Annotated in this window: 13 protein-coding genes and 1 riboswitch; of the genes, 3 read left to right on the forward strand and 10 right to left on the reverse strand. The window is 74.1% G+C overall.

Features of this window, described 5'->3' with window-relative positions; translation table 11 throughout:
- Nucleotides 1-38: 38 nt before the first annotated feature.
- Nucleotides 39-2,573, reverse strand: a complete 2,535-nt coding sequence (lanKC, locus tag EKG83_RS07650; protein WP_033427508.1) for a class III lanthionine synthetase LanKC — start codon at nt 2,571-2,573, stop codon at nt 39-41.
- Nucleotides 2,574-3,072: 499 nt separating this feature from the next.
- Between lanKC and EKG83_RS07655 the strand changes: the two genes are divergently transcribed.
- A complete protein-coding gene (locus tag EKG83_RS07655) occupies nt 3,073-3,651 on the forward strand; it encodes a hypothetical protein (protein ID WP_228122535.1) in 579 nt (192 codons plus the stop codon).
- A 298-nt stretch (nt 3,652-3,949) separates the two neighbouring features.
- Here the strand turns inward: EKG83_RS07655 and EKG83_RS07660 are convergent, their stop codons facing one another.
- The 6 genes from EKG83_RS07660 to EKG83_RS07685 form a co-directional block, all read right to left on the reverse strand.
- Entirely contained in the window at nt 3,950-5,380 is a 1,431-nt protein-coding gene (locus tag EKG83_RS07660; RefSeq protein WP_033427507.1) for an acyl-CoA carboxylase subunit beta, read from the reverse strand.
- A 24-nt stretch (nt 5,381-5,404) separates the two neighbouring features.
- A complete protein-coding gene (locus tag EKG83_RS07665) occupies nt 5,405-6,640 on the reverse strand; it encodes a beta-ketoacyl-[acyl-carrier-protein] synthase family protein (protein WP_033427506.1) in 1,236 nt (411 codons plus the stop codon).
- Nucleotides 6,637-6,876 carry an acyl carrier protein gene (locus EKG83_RS07670; protein WP_033427505.1) on the reverse strand — a complete coding sequence of 80 codons (240 nt, stop codon included), beginning with the start codon at nt 6,874-6,876 and terminating at the stop codon, nt 6,637-6,639. Before EKG83_RS07670 ends, EKG83_RS07665 begins: the two co-directional genes overlap by 4 nt.
- Nucleotides 6,877-6,940: 64 nt before the next feature.
- Nucleotides 6,941-7,918, reverse strand: coding sequence for a beta-ketoacyl-ACP synthase III (locus EKG83_RS07675; protein ID WP_033427504.1), 978 nt, complete (start codon nt 7,916-7,918; stop codon nt 6,941-6,943).
- Nucleotides 7,915-8,859 carry an ACP S-malonyltransferase gene (locus EKG83_RS07680; protein ID WP_084715900.1) on the reverse strand — a complete coding sequence of 315 codons (945 nt, stop codon included), beginning with the start codon at nt 8,857-8,859 and terminating at the stop codon, nt 7,915-7,917. The genes EKG83_RS07675 and EKG83_RS07680 overlap by 4 nt, the downstream gene beginning before the upstream one ends.
- 180 nt (nt 8,860-9,039) lie before the next feature.
- A complete protein-coding gene (locus EKG83_RS07685) occupies nt 9,040-10,215 on the reverse strand; it encodes a PucR family transcriptional regulator (protein ID WP_033427764.1) in 1,176 nt (391 codons plus the stop codon).
- Between the two features lie 119 nt (nt 10,216-10,334).
- Between EKG83_RS07685 and EKG83_RS07690 the strand changes: the two genes are divergently transcribed.
- Nucleotides 10,335-11,846 (forward strand): alpha/beta fold hydrolase, encoded by a 1,512-nt coding sequence (locus EKG83_RS07690; RefSeq protein WP_084715948.1) that lies wholly within the window; start codon nt 10,335-10,337, stop codon nt 11,844-11,846.
- Between the two features lie 444 nt (nt 11,847-12,290).
- On the opposite strand, the gene EKG83_RS07695 is transcribed toward EKG83_RS07690, so the two are convergent.
- Nucleotides 12,291-13,535, reverse strand: coding sequence for a phytase (locus EKG83_RS07695; RefSeq protein ID WP_407690778.1), 1,245 nt, complete (start codon nt 13,533-13,535; stop codon nt 12,291-12,293).
- A 120-nt stretch (nt 13,536-13,655) separates the two neighbouring features.
- Nucleotides 13,656-13,779, forward strand: a riboswitch (FMN riboswitch).
- 50 nt (nt 13,780-13,829) lie between these two features.
- Here EKG83_RS07695 and pnuC point away from each other — a divergent pair.
- Nucleotides 13,830-14,465 (forward strand): nicotinamide riboside transporter PnuC, encoded by a 636-nt coding sequence (pnuC, locus tag EKG83_RS07700; RefSeq protein ID WP_153277928.1) that lies wholly within the window; start codon nt 13,830-13,832, stop codon nt 14,463-14,465.
- Here pnuC and EKG83_RS07705 read toward each other — a convergent pair.
- Nucleotides 14,462-15,694 (reverse strand): extracellular solute-binding protein, encoded by a 1,233-nt coding sequence (locus tag EKG83_RS07705; RefSeq protein WP_033427500.1) that lies wholly within the window; start codon nt 15,692-15,694, stop codon nt 14,462-14,464. The genes pnuC and EKG83_RS07705 overlap by 4 nt on opposite strands.
- Nucleotides 15,687-17,684, reverse strand: coding sequence for a substrate-binding domain-containing protein (locus EKG83_RS07710; protein WP_051764343.1), 1,998 nt, complete (start codon nt 17,682-17,684; stop codon nt 15,687-15,689). Before EKG83_RS07710 ends, EKG83_RS07705 begins: the two co-directional genes overlap by 8 nt.
- Between the last annotated feature and the right edge of the window lie 60 nt (nt 17,685-17,744).

Genomic DNA, 17,744 nt, shown 5'->3' on the forward strand with positions numbered 1-17,744 from the left:
CGTGAACTCCTTGTTCGGGGGATCGGAAAGGGTTACTGCTACCGACCCGGGAGGGTCGGGGCTTTGAGGAACGGCAGCACCGGTGTGCCGTCCACGGCGGCGCCGAGCGCGAGCAGGACGCCCGCACCGCCCGTGTTGAGGTCCATCGACAGCCGCCGCAGCTGGATGCCGGGGAACGCCAGGCCCCCCTGGTGGGGCACGGCGTGCCAGGCCAGCGCGGCCAGGTGCCGGTCGATCGCGTGCCGCGGCCCGCCCGCGTGGGCGAGCGTGGCCAGCAGGCCCGCCCGGCCCAGCATCAGGGCGGGGTGGATGACGAACTCGCCGGTCGTGCCCGCGACCAGCTCGGGCAGCCGCGCCACGACCGGGAGGTCCGGCGCGACCAGGCGGAACTCGTTGAGCACCAGGGCGATGCCGGCGCTGCCGACACCCACGTAGGGCAGGGTGCGGAAGTTGCCGTCGCGGACCTGCGTGGAGCCGTCCAGCGCGGTCATCGTCTCGGCCAGGTCCCGCTCCAGCGCCCGGACGCCCGCGTCGAGCCAGCGCCGGTCGCCGGAGTGCTCGAACAGCCGCAGGAACAGCAGCGCCGGGCCGGACCAGCCGTGCTCCAGGCCCGCGCGGGCCTTGTCGCCGGGCGGTTCGGCCCCCGCCAGCGCCGCGTCGAGCCGTTCGCCCAGCTCCAGCGCCCGCGCCGCGTAGCCCTCCTCGCCGCGGGTGCCGGCGAAGTGCAGCAGGTTGAGGCCGATGCCGGCCAGGCCCGCGCTCAGGCCGTGGTCCTTGGTCCCGGGCACCATCTGCGCGTAGGAGCCCACCAGCTCGCCCGCCAGGTCGCGGTGGCCGAAGTTCTCCAGCACGTGCGCGATGCCGTGGGCGCCGGTGAAGAAGCCGGGCTCCTTCGGCGGGTCGCGGCGCACCGCCTCCAGCAGCCACCGCTCGTGGTCGGGGAACCGGCCCTGGCCGCTGACGTCCAGCGCGTGCAGCACGCCCGCCGCGCCGTGGCCGAAGCCCGCGCCGCCGACCTCGAACTGCTCCACGTCGCCCGGGAACAGGCGGTCGGCGCGGTGCGGGGTGGCGCTGGCCAGGATCGCCGCGGCGATCATCTTGCGCACCACCGGCCAGTCCGGCTCGGGCACGTCCAGCGCGGTCGTCGCGGGACCCGTCGGCGGGTCGACGCGGGGCGAGAGCACCTCGACGATCCGGTCGCAGTACTCGTCGGGCAGGCCGAAGCGGCGGCGGATGAAGTCGACGTGGGAGCGCAGCTTCACCGGCGACAGCTCGACCACGGCGTTGAGCGGCAGGAAGACGTAGAGGCGCAGCGCGGCCAGGGCGTGGTCGTCGATCTCGAAGCCGGTGCGGTCCGGCGGCGCCTGGAAGCCCGGCGCGCCCAGCGTCGGCTTGCCGTCCTCCTCGATGCCGAACGCCAGCTCGAAGTCGATCAGCGAGACCGAGTCGTCCTCGTCCACCAGGACGTTGAGGGGGTGCAGGTCGCAGAACACCACGCCGCGCTCGTGCACCTGCGCGATGATCCGCTCCACGTCGGCGACCAGCTTCAGCGCGCGCTCGGTGTAGGCGGCGACGGCCTCGTCGGTGACCTCGTGGTGGGTGAGCGGGTAGTTGTGGCCCAGCCACTGGCCGAGCGGGCGGCCGGGGACCTCGGCCATCGCCAGGAACTCGTGCTCCCAGGCGGTGAACAGCTCGAAGACCTCGGGCACGCCCGGCACGCCCGCGACCCGGGTCAGGGTGGCGTGCTCGCGGCGCAGGCGGGTGACCGCGTCGACGTTCTGCCGGTCCAGGCCCGCGTGCGGCCGGGCCTCCTTGAGCACGACCCGCCGCTCGTCGGACTTGCGGATCGCCTCGTAGACGCCGCCGCCGTTGGAGAAGTGCAGCGAGCGGACCACCCGGTAGGGGAACTCCTCGGCGCTGCCCGCGCGGCGGGCGGCCAGGTGCTCGCGCAGGCAGGCGGGCAGCTCGACCCAGTCCGGCACCCAGAACACCGGCTTGCGCCGGTCGGGCACGAGCGAGCCGTCCGGGCCCTCGATGGCCAGCACGCGCTTGCCGTCCTGCTCCAGCCACTGCTCGACGAAACCGCCGTAGCGGACGAACAGCGGGCCGGCGCCGTAGCGGAGGTCGCTGAGGATGTACGCGCCCGGCTGGCCCTTCAGGATCTCCGACAGCTCGACGAGGGTGCGCTCCAGTTCGGCTTCGTCGGCCGGGTAAATGGTGATCAGCTTGCCGCTGCCCTCGCGCGGGGCGTACTTGGAATTCCGGGCGAGGACGATTCCCTGGGTGCGCAGGTACTTGAACGGGATGCGGCGCCCGACCAGGTACTCGTAGGACTTGAGCAGCACCTCGCCCGCGTTCAGCACGGTCGCCGAGACGTGGATCTTCCAGCCCTGCTTGGGCAGGACCACGCCCTCCGGGTGCAGGTGGCGCCAGATGTTGCGGTCGCCCTGGGACCAGCCCGCGGGCAGCGCGGGCAGCACCTGCGAGAAATCGTCGAGGGCTGTTTCGTCCTGGCTTTGCACGTCGTAGAAGAGGCGGTCCGCGAAGCAGTAAGCCTCATAGCGGAGATCCATCGGAATTCGCCTCCCCACGACTTTTGGACTGGCATATTCCCCCATGTTGCCGGCCGGTGAACAATCCACCAATTCGGGGAGACGGTACGTCCGTTCGTGGAGACTCCAGGTGCACTCAGGTGCACGTATCGTGGGTATTGGCCCAGGATGTTCACCCGGTTGCCATGTTTGTCCTCACCCGGAAGCGGCGATAGTTAGCGATCGGCACTAAACGGAACCGCCTCGTTTCTTCCTTTGCGCGGAGATGACCTGCGACTTCACGCGGCTCTCCGCCGTAGTGCGGTCGGATCACCGACCGTGGCCGGTTCGTCCTGTCGGGGGATGTGGCGCCGCAATGTGCGCGTTAATGTCTGCGTTATCCTGCAAACGGCTCAAAATTTTTCCGATGGACACATTCGCCGGGTGAGGTCGGCGGTTCCCAAACCGCAAACTTCGGGGCAGGTGCTGGGCCTTCCGGGTGATTGTCGATCCGGGCCGCCGCTGTGGCACCCTCGTGCACGTGCCGACCCGCCTGCTGCTGCCCCTCGTGCTGGTGGTCGTCGCCGCCACCGCCGGCGTCGGCGTGCTCGCCCGCGAGGTGTACCGCCGCCCCGCGCCGGCGCGGGGCGACCAGATCGCGGTGCCGAGCTCCGGCTCGTCGTCCCCCGTGCCGCGCGGCGACCAGCCGGGCAGCGGTGCCGTGCAGCTGAGCATCGACGCCTCGATGCACCCCGACGGCACGCGCGTGCGCGAAGTGCTCCAGCGGTTCTTCGACTCGATCAACGGCCACGACTACGAGCTGTGGACCAGGGCCGTCACCCAGCGCCGGGTGGACGAGACCCCGCGCTCGCGCTGGGTGTCCGACTACGAGAGCTCGCGGGACGGCACGATCCTCGTCCACCGCGTCGAGTCGGTCGACCCGGGCCGCCTGCGCGTGCTCATGACCTTCACCAGCACCCAGGACCTGGCCAAGGCCCCCGCCGACCTCCAGGCCGACTGCATCCACTGGCGCGTCGTCTACCCCCTCCAGGTGGAACGCGGCGCCCTCCGCGTGGACCTCGGCACCGAGGGCTCAACCTCCCAGTTCACCCCCTGCTGACCCCCGAACGCAGAACTCGGGGGTCCCCAACGTTCGACACGAGGGTCCCGAACGTTCGACTCGCGGTGTCCGACTGGAGGACACGCGGTGTCCGACCGGAGGACACGCCGGGTGGAAGCGCTCTCACCGCGCGTGTCCTCCACTCCGGCACCGCGTGTCCTCCGGTCCGGCACCGCGAGTCGAACGTTCGGGACACCCGTGTCGAACCTTCAGGGCCGGTGAGTTCTACGTTCGGGGAGGTCTGGGTACGGCGATGGGGCCGTCCACCGGGTGGGCGGCCCCATCGGGGAAGTGGGGATCAGAGGGGGATGTTGCCGTGGGCGCCGCGGCCGGCGGGGGCGGCGGCCAGGGCCTGGGCGAGCCTGCGGCGGGTCTGGGTGGGGTCGATGACCTCGTCGACCACGCCGATGGCCAGGGCCCGGTCCACGCCGCCGGCGATGCGCTCGTGCTCCTCGACCAGGCGGGTGTGCAGGGCCTCGCGCTCGGCCGGGTCGGTGACCGCGGCCAGCTTCTTGCGGTGCAGGATGCCGACGGCCGCCTTGGCGCCCATCACGGCCACCTCGGCGATCGGCCACGCGAACACCGCCGTGGCGCCCAGGGAACGGGAGTTCATCGCGATGTAGGCACCGCCGTAGGACTTGCGGGTCACCAGGGTCACCCGCGGCACCACGGCCTCGCCGAAGGCGTGCAGCAGCTTGGCGCCGCGCCGCACCACGCCGTCCCACTCCTGGCCGACGCCGGGCAGGTAGCCGGGCACGTCCACGAGCACCAGCAGCGGGACGCCGAACGCGTCGCACATCCGCACGAACCGCGCCGCCTTCTCCGCGGACAGCGAGTCCAGGCAGCCGCCCTTGCGGATCGGGTTGTTGGCGATCACGCCGACCGTGCGGCCGCCGAGGCGACCGAGGCCGACCACGATGTTGGCCGCCCAGCGGGCCTGGAGCTCCTCGAAGGTGTCGCTGTCGAGGATGGCGCGCACCAGGGGCTTGACGTCGTAGGCGCGCTGCGGCGCCTCCGGCAGCAGCGCCCGCAGGTCCTCGCCGTCGGGCACCGAGTGCAGGTCGAACACGCCCGGCTGCGCGAACAGGCCGGTGATGCGCCGGGCGCGGGCGTAGGCGTCGGGCTCGTCGTCGGCCACCACGTGGACCACGCCGGACTTGCGGCCGTGCGCCTCCGCGCCGCCCAGGCCGTCCATGTCGATCTGCTCGCCGGTCACCGACCGCACCACGTCCGGCCCGGTCACGAACACCTTGCCCGCCGGCGCCATGATCACCACGTCGGTGAGCGCCGGCCCGTACGCGCCGCCGCCCGCCGCCGGGCCGACCACCACCGAGATCTGCGGCACGCGGCCCGAGGCGCGGATCATCGCCGCGAACATCTGGCCCATGCCGTCCAGCGACTCCACGCCCTCGGGCAGGCGGGCCCCGCCCGAGTGCCACACCCCGATCACCGGGGTGCGCTCGCGCACCGCGGTGTCGATGGCCTCCACGATGTGCCGGCAGCCCTCGGACCCCAGCGCGCCACCCATGCGGGTGGCGTCGCTGCAGTAGGCCACCACCCGGGTGCCGTTGATCCGCCCCCGCACCGCGTACATGCCGCTGCCGTCGCGCGGCCGCAGCGGGGCGATCGAACCGGGGTCCAGCAGCTGGGCCAGCCGGACCTCCGGGTCGCGGGGATCGAGGTCGCCATCCGCCTCCGGGTTCGCCGGTCGGGATGCAAGGGCAGTCATCGCGGAACTCCTCGGGTGGGCTTGTCAGACCTGGGTGAAGACGAGCGAGACGTTGTGGCCGCCGAAACCGAAGGAGTTGTTCACCGCCGCGACGAGATCGATCTTGCGCGGTTCGCCGGTGACGACCTCCAGCTCGACCCTCGGGTCCTGGTTCTTCAGGTTGAGCGTGGGCGGCACCACCCCGTCGCGGACCGACAGCAGCGTGGTGATCGCCTCCACCGCGCCCGAGGCGCCCAGCAGGTGCCCGTGGTTGCCCTTCGGCGCGGTGAGCACCGGGTGGTCGCCGATCGCCCGGCGCACCGCCTGCGGCTCGATCACGTCGCCCACCTGCGTGGAGGTGGCGTGGCAGTTCACGTGGCCCACGTCGGCCTTGTCGACGCCCGCGGTGCGCAGCGCCGCCGCGATGGCCCGGGACTGCCCGATGCCCTCCGGGTCGGCCGCGGTGATGTGGTGGCCGTCGGAGCTGGTGCCGATGCCCGCGAGCCTGGCGTAGATCCGCGCGCCGCGCGCCCGGGCGAACTCCTCGCGCTCCAGCACCACGATGCCAGCGCCCTCGCCGAGCACGAAGCCGTCGCGGTCGACGTCGAACGGCCGGGACGCGCCCTCGGGGTCGTCGTTGCGGGTGCTCATGGTCCGGGCCTGGATGAAGCCCGCCATGGTGATCGTGGTGATGCACGCCTCCGCGCCACCGGCCACGACCACGTCCGCCTCGCCCGACTTGAGCATCCGCCACGCCCAGGCCAGCGCCTCGGCGCCCGACGCGCACGCCGAGACCGGCGCGTGCACGCCCGCCCGCGCCTTCAGGTCCAGGCCGACGTGCGCGGCCGGGCCGTTGGGCATGAGCATGGGCACGGTCAGCGGCGAGACCTTGCGCAGGCCGGAGGTCTCGATCAGGTCGTCCTGGCTCAGCAGCGTCATCGCGCCGCCGATGCCGGTGCCGACGACGACGCCGAGCCGCTCGGGGTCCACGTCGTCCTCGCCGAACCCGGCGTCCGCCCACGCCTGGCGGGCGGCGACCACGGCGACCTGCTCGCAGCGGTCGAGCCGGCGGGCCTCGACGCGCGGCAGCACCTCGGTCGGGTCGACCGCGAGCGGCGCGCCGATCTTCACCGGCAGGTCGAACCTCTCGACGAAGTCCGCCGTGAGCGTGCGCACACCGCTGCGGCCGGACAGCAGTGCGTCCCAGGTGGAGGCGACGTCGCCACCGAGCGGGGTGGTGGCACCCAGCCCGGTGACGACGACCTCGTTGCTATTCGTCATGCGTTGGCGGCGATGTAGTTCACCGCATCGCCCACGGTCTTGAGGTTGGCCAGCTCGTCGTCCGGGATCTTCACGCCGAACTTGTCCTCGGCCTGCACGGCGATCTCCACCATGGACAGCGAGTCGATGTCCAGGTCGTCCACAAAGGACTTGTCGGCCGTCACGTCGGCCGCCTCGACGCCGGCGACCTCCTCGACGATCTCGGCGAGTCCCTTCTGGATGTCCGCGTTGCTCACTGAAAGTCCCTTCCTTCTCGGTGCGCCCGGCTGGTCTTGACGACGCCGGAATCCTGGTTTGCGGTCACGGCAGCCGGACGACCTGCCCGGCGTAGGACAGGCCGGCCCCGAAGCCGACGAGCAGCGCCACGTCACCGCTGCGCACCTCACCCGCCGCGCGCATGTGGTCCAGCGCGAGCGGGATCGACGCGGACGAGGTGTTGCCGGAGTCCACGATGTCACGTGCGATCACGAGGTCTTCACGCGCACCCTTGGCGCGCAGCCGCTTGGCGATGGCCTCGATGATCCGCAGGTTCGCCTGGTGCGGCACGAACACGTCGACGTCGGACACGTCGATGCCCGCCAGCTCGACGGCCCGCAGCGCGACCGGCGCGATCTGCGTGGTGGCCCAGCGGAAGACCGCCTGGCCCTCCTGGAAGATGAACGAGTCGCGGTCCTTGATGTGGATCGTGTCCACCAGGTCGCCCGCGCTGCCCCACGCCACCGCGCCGATGCCCGGCTCGTCGGCCGGTCCCACCACCGCGGCGCCCGCGCCGTCGGCGAAGATGATCGCGGTGGACCGGTCCAGCGGGTCCACCCAGTCGGTCAGCTTCTCGGCGCCGATCACCAGCACGTGCCGGGCGGTGCCCGCGCGGACCAGGTCGGAGGCGGTGCCCAGGGCGTAGCAGAAGCCCGCGCACGCGGCGTTCAGGTCGAACGCGGGCGCGGCCTTGACCCCGATCCGGTCGGCGACCTGCGCCGCGGCGTTGGGGATCGGCGACGGCATGGTGCAGGTGGCCACGATGACCGCGCCGATGTCGGACGGGGCCAGCCCCGCGTCGGCCACGGCCTTGGCGCCGGCCTCCACGGCCATGTCGACCAGCAGCTCGTCCGGCTTGGCGAACCGGCGGTTGGCGATGCCGACGCGCTCGCGGATCCACTCGTCGGAGGTGTCCATGCGCAGGGACAGGTCGTGGTTGCTGACCACCGTGTCGGGCTGGTAGCTGCCCAGGCCGATGATGCGGCTGCCCGCGGGACCGGTGGGGACGGCGAGGTTCGTCATCGGGACACCCCCGTCCCGGCGGTCTCGGCGGCGGCGAGCAGCTCGGCGACGCCGTCGAGGTGCGCGGGGGTCTTGAGGGCGAGCGTGGCGGTGCCCTTCAGCTCGCGCTTGGCCAGGCCGGTCAGCGCGCCGGCGGGCGGCAGCTCCACCACCGCGGTGACGCCGCGCCCGGCCAGGGTCGCCTGGCAGGCGTCCCAGCGCACCGGGCGGGTCACCTGGGAGACCAGGCGGTCCAGCACCTCGGCGCCGTCGGTGACCACCGCGCCGTCGGCGTTGGACAGCAGCGGCAGCACCGGGTCGGACACGGCGATCCCGGCGGCGCGCACGCGCAGCGCGTCCTCGGCGGGCGCCATGTACCGGGTGTGGAACGCGCCCGCGACCTGGAGCCTGCGGACCTTCGCCCGGTCGGGTGGTTGTTCGACCAGCTTGTCGAGGGCGTCCAACGGGCCGGCGGCGACCACCTGCCCGGCGCCGTTGCGGTTGGCGCCGACCAGGCCCAGCTCGTCCAGGCGCGCCAGCACCTCGTCCGGTTCGCCGCCGAGCACGGCGACCATGCCGGTGGGGGCGAGCGCGCACGCGGCGGCCATCTCGGCACCGCGCACGGCGGCCAGCGCGACCGCGTCGTCGGCGCCGAGGACGCCCGCGATCGCGGCGGCGGCCAGCTCGCCGACGGAGTGGCCGGCGATGACCGTGTCGGCGGGCAGCTCGACGCGTCGCCGCAGCTCCTCGTGGGCGAGCAGGGCCAGGGCGACCACCAGCGGCTGGGTGATCGCGGTGTCCTTGATCTCGTCCGCGTCGGCCGTCGTGCCCAGGCGGAGCAGGTCCAGGCCGGTCGCTTCGGACCACTTCGCGACGCGCTCGGCAGCCCCCTCGACGTCGAGCCAGGGGGTGAGCATGCCGGGTGTCTGCGACCCCTGTCCGGGGGCGAGGAGGGCGATCACGTCCCCAACTGAACACGGTGGACTCGCTTTCCCGGGATGCCGCCACTGACGAATCCACGGGTCCGCAGTTGTAGGGTTCCTACAAATGCGACTCGCGGATGAACGTCAGACGACGTTCCGCGTTGTCGACCGCGTCGCACATCGGGCCAAATGGGACATGAGTCCTCCGTCACACCCCGGTCACCACAGCCCGCGGGCGCGGGCGAGCCGGCCCACCGCCAGCGCCACCCGCAGCACCAGCGCGTCCCGGGGGTCGTTGGCGTTGCGCCCGGTCAGCTCGGTGGCCCGGCGCAGCCGGTAGCGGACGGTGTTGGGGTGCACGAACAGCTTCCGCGCGCACGCCTCCAGCACGCCGCCGACCTCCAGGAAGGTGTCCACGGTCTCCAGCAGCGCGCCGCCCGCCTCCTCCAGCGGCCGGGCCACGCGGTCGACCAGTTGCCACTCGGCCTCCGGGTCGCCCGCCAGCGCCCGCTCCGGCAGCAGGTCCAGCGACCGCACCGGCCGCGGCGCGGCGGGCCACCCCACCACCGCCCGCAGGCCCGACAGGGCGTCGCTCGCGCTGCGGTGCGCGTCGGCCAGGCTCGGCACCGTCGGCCCGGCCACCACGGCGCCCGCGCCGAACGCGTCGGCGATCCGCGCCAGCGCGTCACCGCGCTCGGTCTCCCCGCCCAGCAGCACCACCAGCCGCGAGCCCTGCACGCTCAGCAGCACCTGCCGCCCGATGCGCGCGGCCCGGCTGCGCACCTCGAACACCACGGCGGGCGGGTCGTCCGACGGCGGGTTGCCCACCAGCACGGTCGCCTCGGCCGCCGGGTCCCAGCCCAGCGCGGTGGCGCGGGAGAGCAGCGACTCCTCCGCGTCGCCGCGCACGATGCCGTCGACGACCAGCGCCTCCAGCCGGGCGTCCCAGGCGCCCCGGGCCTCCGCCGCGGCCGCGTAGGAGGTGGCCGCGGAGAACGCGATCTCCCGCCCGTACCGCAGCACGCCCTCGTTGAGCAGCGCGCGTTCCGCGTCGTCGCGCGCGAGCCGGGGGAGCTGCCGCTCGAACAGCTCCAGCGCGATCCGGACCAGCTCCACGGTCTGGCGCAGGCTCACCCAGCGGGAGATGTCCTTGGGCGCGGACCGGAACGCCTCGGCGGTCAGCCGGATCGCCTGCTGCGGGTCGTGCAGCCAGGACACGAAGCCCGCGACCCCGTTCTGGATGAGCAGCAGCACGCCGGCGCGCTGGTCCGCGGGCATCCGCCGGAACCAGGGCAGCCGGGCCTCCATCTCGGCCACGCTCGCCGCGGCCAGGTCGCCCGACGCCCGCTGGAGGGTGCGCAGCGTGTCCCGCGACAGGGTCGTCGGTCCGGTCATGCCGCCCACCATCGCACGTTCTCGAGGGGACGACACAAACGAGTGATTCAGCCTGACGGTGTGGGCCGATCGCCCTACGTTCTGAGGCGTTCGGAGCAGCCGGGGTATGGAGGATGGACGTGCGCAGGTTCACAACGGTCGGCCTCGTGCTCGCCGCCGTGCTGGCGACCGCGGTCGGCACGTCGACCGGGTCGGGGCGCAGCGACCCGCTGGCCGAGTTCCACAACCAGGAGCTGGTCTGGAAGCCCTGCCACGAGGGGCTGGACTGCGCGGAGCTGGTGCTGCCGCTGGACTACGCCAGGCCGGCCGAGGAGAAGATCTCGCTGGTGATCAGCCGCCGCAGGGCGACCGACCCGGCGCGGCGGCGCGGCGTGCTGGTGCTCAACCCGGGCGGGCCCGGCGGCTCGGGCCTGGGCATGCCCCTGTACCTGGCCAACTCGGGCGCGGCCCAGGTCTACGACCTCATCGGGTTCGACCCCCGCGGCGTGGGCGGTTCCACGGCGCTGACCTGCAACACCGTGCCGCCGCTGACCAAGCTCGACAGCAGGCCCGCGGACGAGGACTTCCCCAGGTGGGCGGCCGAGGCGCGGGCCGCGGAGGAGGCGTGCCAGCGCTCGGCGGGCGGCATCCGGCAGTTCATCAACACCCCCAACACCGCCCGCGACCTGGACGTGGTCCGCGCCGTGCTGGGCGAGGAGAAGATCAACTACCTGGGCTACTCCTACGGCACGTACCTGGGCGCGGTCTACGGCAGCCTGTTCCCCCGGCGGCTCAACCGCAGCGTGCTGGACTCCTCGGTGCACCCGGAGTGGATCTGGCGCGAGCAGTTCCGGGCGCAGGCCGTCGCGCTGCGGCGCAACGTCGAGCAGTGGGCGGAGTGGGTGGCCCAGCGCGACGAGCACTTCAAGCTCGGCACCGACGCCGCCGGGGTGATGGCCACCGTCGAGGGGGTGGCGGCCTCGCTGGCCGCGCAGCCGGTGGCCGACAACACCCGCACCGACTTCGACGCGGCCATGGGCGTGGGCACCCGCTACCGTCCACTGTGGTCCCAGCTCGCCGACGCGGTGACCCGGCTGCGCGCGCGCCAACCGGCCGAGAGCGCGCTGCTGATGGCCCGCTCCGCGCAGGACGAGCTGGTCTCCGGCGTGTTCAACACGGTGACGTGCGAGGTCGACTGGCCGACCGACCTGGAGACCTACTACGAGGACATGCGGGTGTTCCGCGAGCGCTACCCCTACGGCTTCGGCGTGGTGCGCGCGGCCCCGACGACCTGCGCGTTCCGCACGTTCACCCCGCCCGAGCCCGAGGTGGTGCTCAAGCGCGACGGGTACCCGGTCGGCGTGGTGGTGCAGGCCGAGGGCGACACGCAGACGCAGTACGAGAGCGGCCCCGCCATGGCGGCCCGGCTGGGGCACAACCTGCTCACCGTGCTCGACGAGGGCAGGCACGGCATCTACGGCTCCAAGAACGCGTGCGTGAACCGGGTGGTGGACCGCTACCTGGTCGACGGCGTGCTGCCGCCCAGCAGCTCGACGTGTCCCGGCGACCCGCGCCCGACCTTGGAGGCGCCCGCGTCGGTACCGCTGGTGCAGTCCTACTTGGACGGTCTGGTGCTCGGTCAGCGCCCCTGAGGCGCGGTTGGCGACGGCGAGGGCCGGGCGACCCCACGTGGTCGCCCGGCCCTCGCTCCGCCGTGCCGTGGACCGGCCGTCGCCGCGGCCGACCCCGGTGATGTGAAAACGCTCGGCGCGGGCACCCCGCGCCGAGCGTTTCCCTCTCCCCGGTCCCCACCGGTGATTCCACTCTGGACCGTTCGGGCAAGATCCGCCACGCGAGTCACCCTTTCGTGCGGGCAGTTCAGGTTGCCGGGTGATCTCTGCTTGCGAAACGATCACGACGCGAGCGGGGCAGGGCCGGCCACCCCTCGGGGACCGCCCCCGCGGAGACCGCCCCCCCGGGCGCCGGCGCCCCGAAGCCGGCGGGCATCGGAGGCCCCCGCCGCGGCGCGGGGGCCTCCGGCGGCGGGACGGTCGGCCGTGTCACCCCGGTGGTGGCGCGCCGTGCCGCGCCCCGCGTCAGCCCTCCAACCGGTCCAGCACGTCGGCCCAGCTGACGTAGGCGAACCCGGTGGTGTCCGAGTCCCCGACCGCGGGCCGGCGCTCGCCGTCGTGCACGACCAGCAGCCCCTCCGGGTAGCGCGGCCCCAGGTCGGCGACGACCGCGTGCGCGCCGTCCGAGTGCTCGACCGAGTCGTTGCCCCGCCCGGCGCCCACCCGGAACGACCCGACCGGCCGGTTGCGCCCGGTCCGCTCGTAGGCCACGAACCGCGAGTCGCCCTGGCTGGACGCGAGCAGGTACCGGCCGGCCACGGTCAGGCCCTCCGCGTCCGCCTCCAGCAGCCGCCCGCCGACGCCCGGGTCGGGCCCGGACACCGCGCACTCCCCGGTCCGCGGGTCGTAGGTCTGCGGCACCCCGAAGGAGCGCACGCGGTCGACCAGCACCGGCTCGCCGAACCCGGACGCCCGCAGCGGCACCCGCCACACGCCGACGTCCTCCTGGGCCGCGTACAGCACCCCGTACCGCGAGTCCACGACCATGCCCTCCAGCTGCGGCCCCTCGCCGGGCTCGCCGCACGGCGCCCAGGTGCCGCCGCCGGGCAGCGGGAACGACGACGGCAGGTCCAGGGTCGCCGCCACCGCCGTGCCCACCGTCCCGCCGGCGGTCGGCACGACGTGCAGCAGCGCCAGCCGCGTTTCGTCGCGCCTGCTGGTGACGACCACGGGCGTGCGCCCGACGAACCCGGCGGCCAGCCCGTAGGCGGTGCGCTGCCCGTCGACCTCGGCCTCGGAGGCGGAGAACACCGGCCGCGCGGCGGGGTCGGTCACGTCCCGCACCACCGCCGCGCCCGCCGCCGAGCCCCGCGCGTCCACCTCGTAGACCCGCACCCGGTCGCGGCCCCGGTCGCTGACGAACGCCAGCTCCCGCGCCCGGCCGCCGACGGGCACCCCGCCGAGCACGTCCACGTTGTTGTAGCGGCCGGGCATGGCGCCCGGGGTCGGCGCGGCCGGCGCCGGGTAGCGGCCCAGGGTGCGCCCGGACAGGTCGAACGCGGCCAGCCCGCCCTCCTTGAGGGTGCCGAGCACGACGCTCCGACCGGCCGAGCGGGGGTGCACCCACACGGCAGGGTCGTCGGCGTCGGCGTTGGCGGGCACCCCGGCCGGGTCGTCGGCGAAGGACTGCGTCTGCGCCACCGGGACCACCACCCCGTCGGCGGCGGGAGCGGCGGCCAGCAGCAGCGGGACCAGGGCGGTTACGAACAGAATTCGCATTCGGCGCAGGCTACGCAGATCCGGTGTACGGCGGCCGAACCGCGGGTTTTGTGCTGTTGGTCACCCGAGGAACACCGGGGCGTGGCATGGTGTTCGAGGCGAGTGAGCAGACATGCGCTCCGGGGTCGGTGGAAGTCCGAACCGGCGGTGACAGCCCGCGACCCGCCCGAGGAGGGCGGTTGACCCGGTGGAACTCCGGGGCCGACGGTGAGAGTCCGGATGGGAGGCGCGCGTGCCGTTGGCGTGCCCTGCCCCGGAAGAAGCCTGTCGGGGATGGAGGACGCGGTGCACGTCTTGATGGAGCACGGCTTCACGGTGTTCGGCCAGAAGGTCTCCTGGGCTGAGTTCGTCGGCCAGGTCTTCGCCCTGGCCGTGGTCTGGCTGGCGCAGCGGCGCAGGCTGCTGACGTGGCCGGTGCAGCTGGTCTCGGTGACGCTGCTGTTCGTGGTCTACGTGTCGGCCGACCTCGGCGGCACGGCCGCGCGGCAGGTCGTGATCGCGCTGATCACCCTCTACGGCTGGTGGGCGTGGACCCGCAGGCGCGACCCGGTGTTCGGCGTCGTGGTCCGCAGGGGCACCGCCAAGGAGCGGCTGGCGGTGCTGGCCGCGTTCGTCGTCGGCACGGTCGCCTTCGCCCTGGTCCTGCAGGCCACCGGCGCGAGCTGGGCGCCGTGGCCGGACGCCGCGATCTTCATCGGCACGGTGCTGGCCTTCACCCTCCAGGGCCTCGGCCTGGTCGAGTTCTGGCTGGTCTGGCTGGCGGTGGACGCGATCGGCGTGCCGCTGCAGCTCCAGTCCGGGCTGTACTTCAGCGCGTTCGTCTACATCATCTTCGCCGCCCTGGTGGTCCGCGGCTGGGTCGACTGGAACCGCGAGGCCAGGCGGTCCGCGGTCGCGTCGGCGCAGCACAAGCCCGCCTAACGCCCCTTCCGCGCGTCGTCGAGGTCCTCGGCGAGGCGCGCCACCTCGGCGTCCACCGTCTCGGGTTTCTCCAGCGCGTCGTGCAGCGACTCCTGGATGATGCCGGTCAGCTCGTCGTAGTACGGCGAGACGGGGCGGGCCCGGGCGCCCGTCATGACGTCGCGCAGCCGCTCCAGCCCGCGCTCGCGGTACAGCGCGGTCCAGGTCGGCGGGAACCCGGCGCTGCGGTGCAGGGCCCGCTGGTTCTGCTCGCCGATCAGGAAGTTGATGAACTCGGCGGCGGTCTTCTGGTGCGTCGAGCACCGGGAGACCGCCAGGTTCCAGCCGCCCAGCGCGCCGGGGCCGGGCAGCGGCACGAAGTCGACCCTGCCCGCCACCGGCGAGCCCGGCGCGTTGAGCTGCGGGAGCGCGTTCGGCCAGTGCCGCAGGAACAGCGCGCCGCCCGCGCGGAACGCGTCCCGGCTGGCCACCTCCTGGTAGTCCAGCGCCGCCCGCGGGATCCACCCCTCGGCGAACCCCGACGCCAGCCGGTGCACAGCCGCCCGCGCGCCCGGCTCGTCCGGTCGCAGCAGGTCGCCCCGGTGCGCCCAGACCACCTCGGCCACGTTGGCCGTCAGGCCCTCGTACCGGGCGAACTGGCCCAGGTAGCCCGCCAGGCCGTACCGGGGCGCGACGGTGGTGGCCAGCTCCACCAGCTCGTCCCACGTGCGCGGCGGCTGCCTCCCGGCCGCCTCCAGCACGTCGCGGCGGTAGTAGAGCAGCCCGACGTCGGCCCGCCACGGCACCGCCCACAGCCGGCCGTCGTGCCGGGAGGCGTCCACCAGCTGCGGCAGCAGCGAGCCCAGCGGGAACTCCTTCTCCAGCACCGGCTCCAGGTAGCCGGCCGCGGCGAACGCCGCCGTCCACACCACGTCCACGGTGACCACGTCGTAGCAGCGCGCCCGGTGCTCGGCGCGGTCGACGCCGGCCAGGTCCTGCGCGCGGGCGGTCAGCTGGGCGCGGTGGGCGTCGGTGGAGGCGGGCATCTCGTGGAACGTCACCTCCTCGTCGTCGCCGTGCTGGGCGTTCCACTGCTTCACCAGCTCCTTGATCTGCCCGCCCGCCGAGGTGTCCAGGCCGTCGGCGAAGGCGATCGGCCCGCGCCCCTGGTACCCCTCGACCTCCGGTGGCCTCCCGCAGGCCGCCAGGACGATCACCAGCACGACGAGCACCCGCACCACGTCACCCACCCCAGATCGCCTTCGCCACGCCCTCCAGGGCCAACTGGGCGCCCTCCGCGCCCACCACGGGGTGGCACACCCCGCTGTTGGCCTCGACCACCGACTCCAGGGGCGTGCCGCGGTCGCAGGCGCCCGCGCCGAACCCCACGCCCACCGCCCGCAGGCGGCTCGCCGCCCCCGGACCGGACGGCCGCCCGCCCAGCAGCACCACCACGTCCGCGCCCAGCCGGACGGCCTCCTCGACCGCCGGTCCCGTCGCGGGCACCTCCAGCACCGCGTCGCGCGGCCCGAGCTCGGCCCGCAGCAGCGCCGCGAACGCCGCCGCCTCGGCGCCCTCCGCGGCGAGCGCGATCCGCTTGGGCAGCGCCGCGCCCCGCCACGCCCGGCGCACCTGCCGCGCGTCCGGCTGGGTCGGCAGCTCCTCGGGCCGGCCCGCCCGGGGCTCGCCGCGCAGCCCGGTGTTGCCCTCCGCGTCCCGGTAGCCGGCGCGCCGCAGCGCGTCCTGGCCCGCGATGGACAGCAGGTGCTCCCGGAACCGCCGCACCGCCTCCCGGCGGCGCGGGTTGACCGGTGCCGAGCGCTCCACCTCGACGAACGGGTGGTCCAGCACGACCGTGCCGCCCTCGGGGTAGAGGATGCGGCAGGAGTCGTCCAGGGACGCGGCCCGCTCCGAGGTCAGCACCGCCGCCTCGCCCCGGCACGGCGCGCCGCCGCCGGTCTCGCGCGCGACCCGGTGCAGCTCCAGCGGCGAGTCCAGCCGCAGCGCGTCCAGCCGGCCGTGCACCAGGGTGATCACCGCGGCCAGGCCGGTGCCGGAGGAGGCGTCCACCTCGGCGAGCCGGCCGACGGGCCAGGCGAACTCGCGGTCGTTGCCGATCCGCTCGGCCTGCTCCGCCGAGGCCGCGAGCACCACGGGGGACTGGGCGACGTGCCCGGAGCGGGTCAGCCGCAGGCCCGGTACCCGCCGGTCCGCCAGGTCGCGGTCGACCCCGTCGACCTCCAGGGACGTGTCCGGCAGCCACACGTGCGGCTCGGCGCCGATCTCGCGGACCGCCCAGGCGGGCCACCCCTCGCCGAGCGCCTTGGCCACCACCTCGTCCGTGCCGCCCGCGAACACCAGCACGCTGACGCCCTTGCAGCCGTGCGGGGTGAACCCCCGGGAGGCCCGCTCGAACTCCAGCGCCAGGTCGGCGACCACCGACCGCTTCTCGGTGGAGGCGACCACGTTGAGCTGCAACGGGTCCGGGCACGGCGGCGGCGGGACGGGCGCGTCGGCCGCGGTGAACCCGGCCAGCAGCAGCACCGGCGGCAGGAGGAGCGCCAGCGGCGGCTTCCGGCGCCCGCGGCGGTGCCGGGGCGGGCGGTGCCCCTCCGCCGGGGGCGGCCTGGACCTGGGCGAGCGCACCAGGTGGAGCCGGGTCGCGTGGCCGCCGGGCACGTGCACCCACGCCTGGTCGCGGAACTGCTTGACCCGCACCTCGACCCGCTCGTAGGCGTCGGGCTCGGCCGCCGGGTCGTCGCGGACCACGTCCTCGAAGAACCGGCGGGACACGATCAGGGCCAGCACGCCGGTCGTGCGGTCCACCGCCTCCCGCAGCGGCGCCGAGTCCAGCAGCCGGAACGCCAGGGTCACCTCGTCGCCCACCACGCCGTGCGCGTCGTGCCGCACCTCGCCCGCGGTCACCGCGATCCGCAGCCGCACCCGCGCGTCCTCGGCCCGGCGGGCGTTGTAGCGGAGCAGCTCGCCGGCCAGCGCGTGCCGCAGGGCGCCCACCACCCGGCCCTTGGGCACGCTCGGCGGGATCAGCACCAGCACGCCGTCGCCGCGGTCCTCGTGGTGGGTCTCGGACCAGTCCAGGCCGCACTCGTCGAAGGCGCCCTCCAGCGCGTCGTAGAGGCCGCGCCGGATCTCCTCCTGGTGGTTGCTCCTCCGCAGGCTGAACCCGGACACGTCGACGACCAGCACCGTGCGGTGCATGGCGTGGTGCGGCGTCCCCATCCGACCTCTCGTTGGACGCTGGGCAGAGCGCCCAGTCTATGGGGCAGATCACACCCGGCG

This window comes from Saccharothrix syringae (assembly GCF_009498035.1).
In the GTDB taxonomy this organism is placed as follows: Bacteria; Actinomycetota; Actinomycetes; order Mycobacteriales; family Pseudonocardiaceae; genus Actinosynnema; species Actinosynnema syringae.

Coding starts and splice junctions, on each gene's coding strand:
- lanKC (WP_033427508.1), bottom strand. CDS start 2,573: ATGGATCTCCGCTATGAGGCTTACTGCTTCGCGGACCGCCTCTTCTAC.
- EKG83_RS07660 (WP_033427507.1), bottom strand. CDS start 5,380: ATGACTGCCCTTGCATCCCGACCGGCGAACCCGGAGGCGGATGGCGAC.
- EKG83_RS07665 (WP_033427506.1), bottom strand. CDS start 6,640: ATGACGAATAGCAACGAGGTCGTCGTCACCGGGCTGGGTGCCACCACC.
- EKG83_RS07675 (WP_033427504.1), bottom strand. CDS start 7,918: ATGACGAACCTCGCCGTCCCCACCGGTCCCGCGGGCAGCCGCATCATC.
- EKG83_RS07685 (WP_033427764.1), bottom strand. CDS start 10,215: ATGACCGGACCGACGACCCTGTCGCGGGACACGCTGCGCACCCTCCAG.
- EKG83_RS07710 (WP_051764343.1), bottom strand. CDS start 17,684: ATGGGGACGCCGCACCACGCCATGCACCGCACGGTGCTGGTCGTCGAC.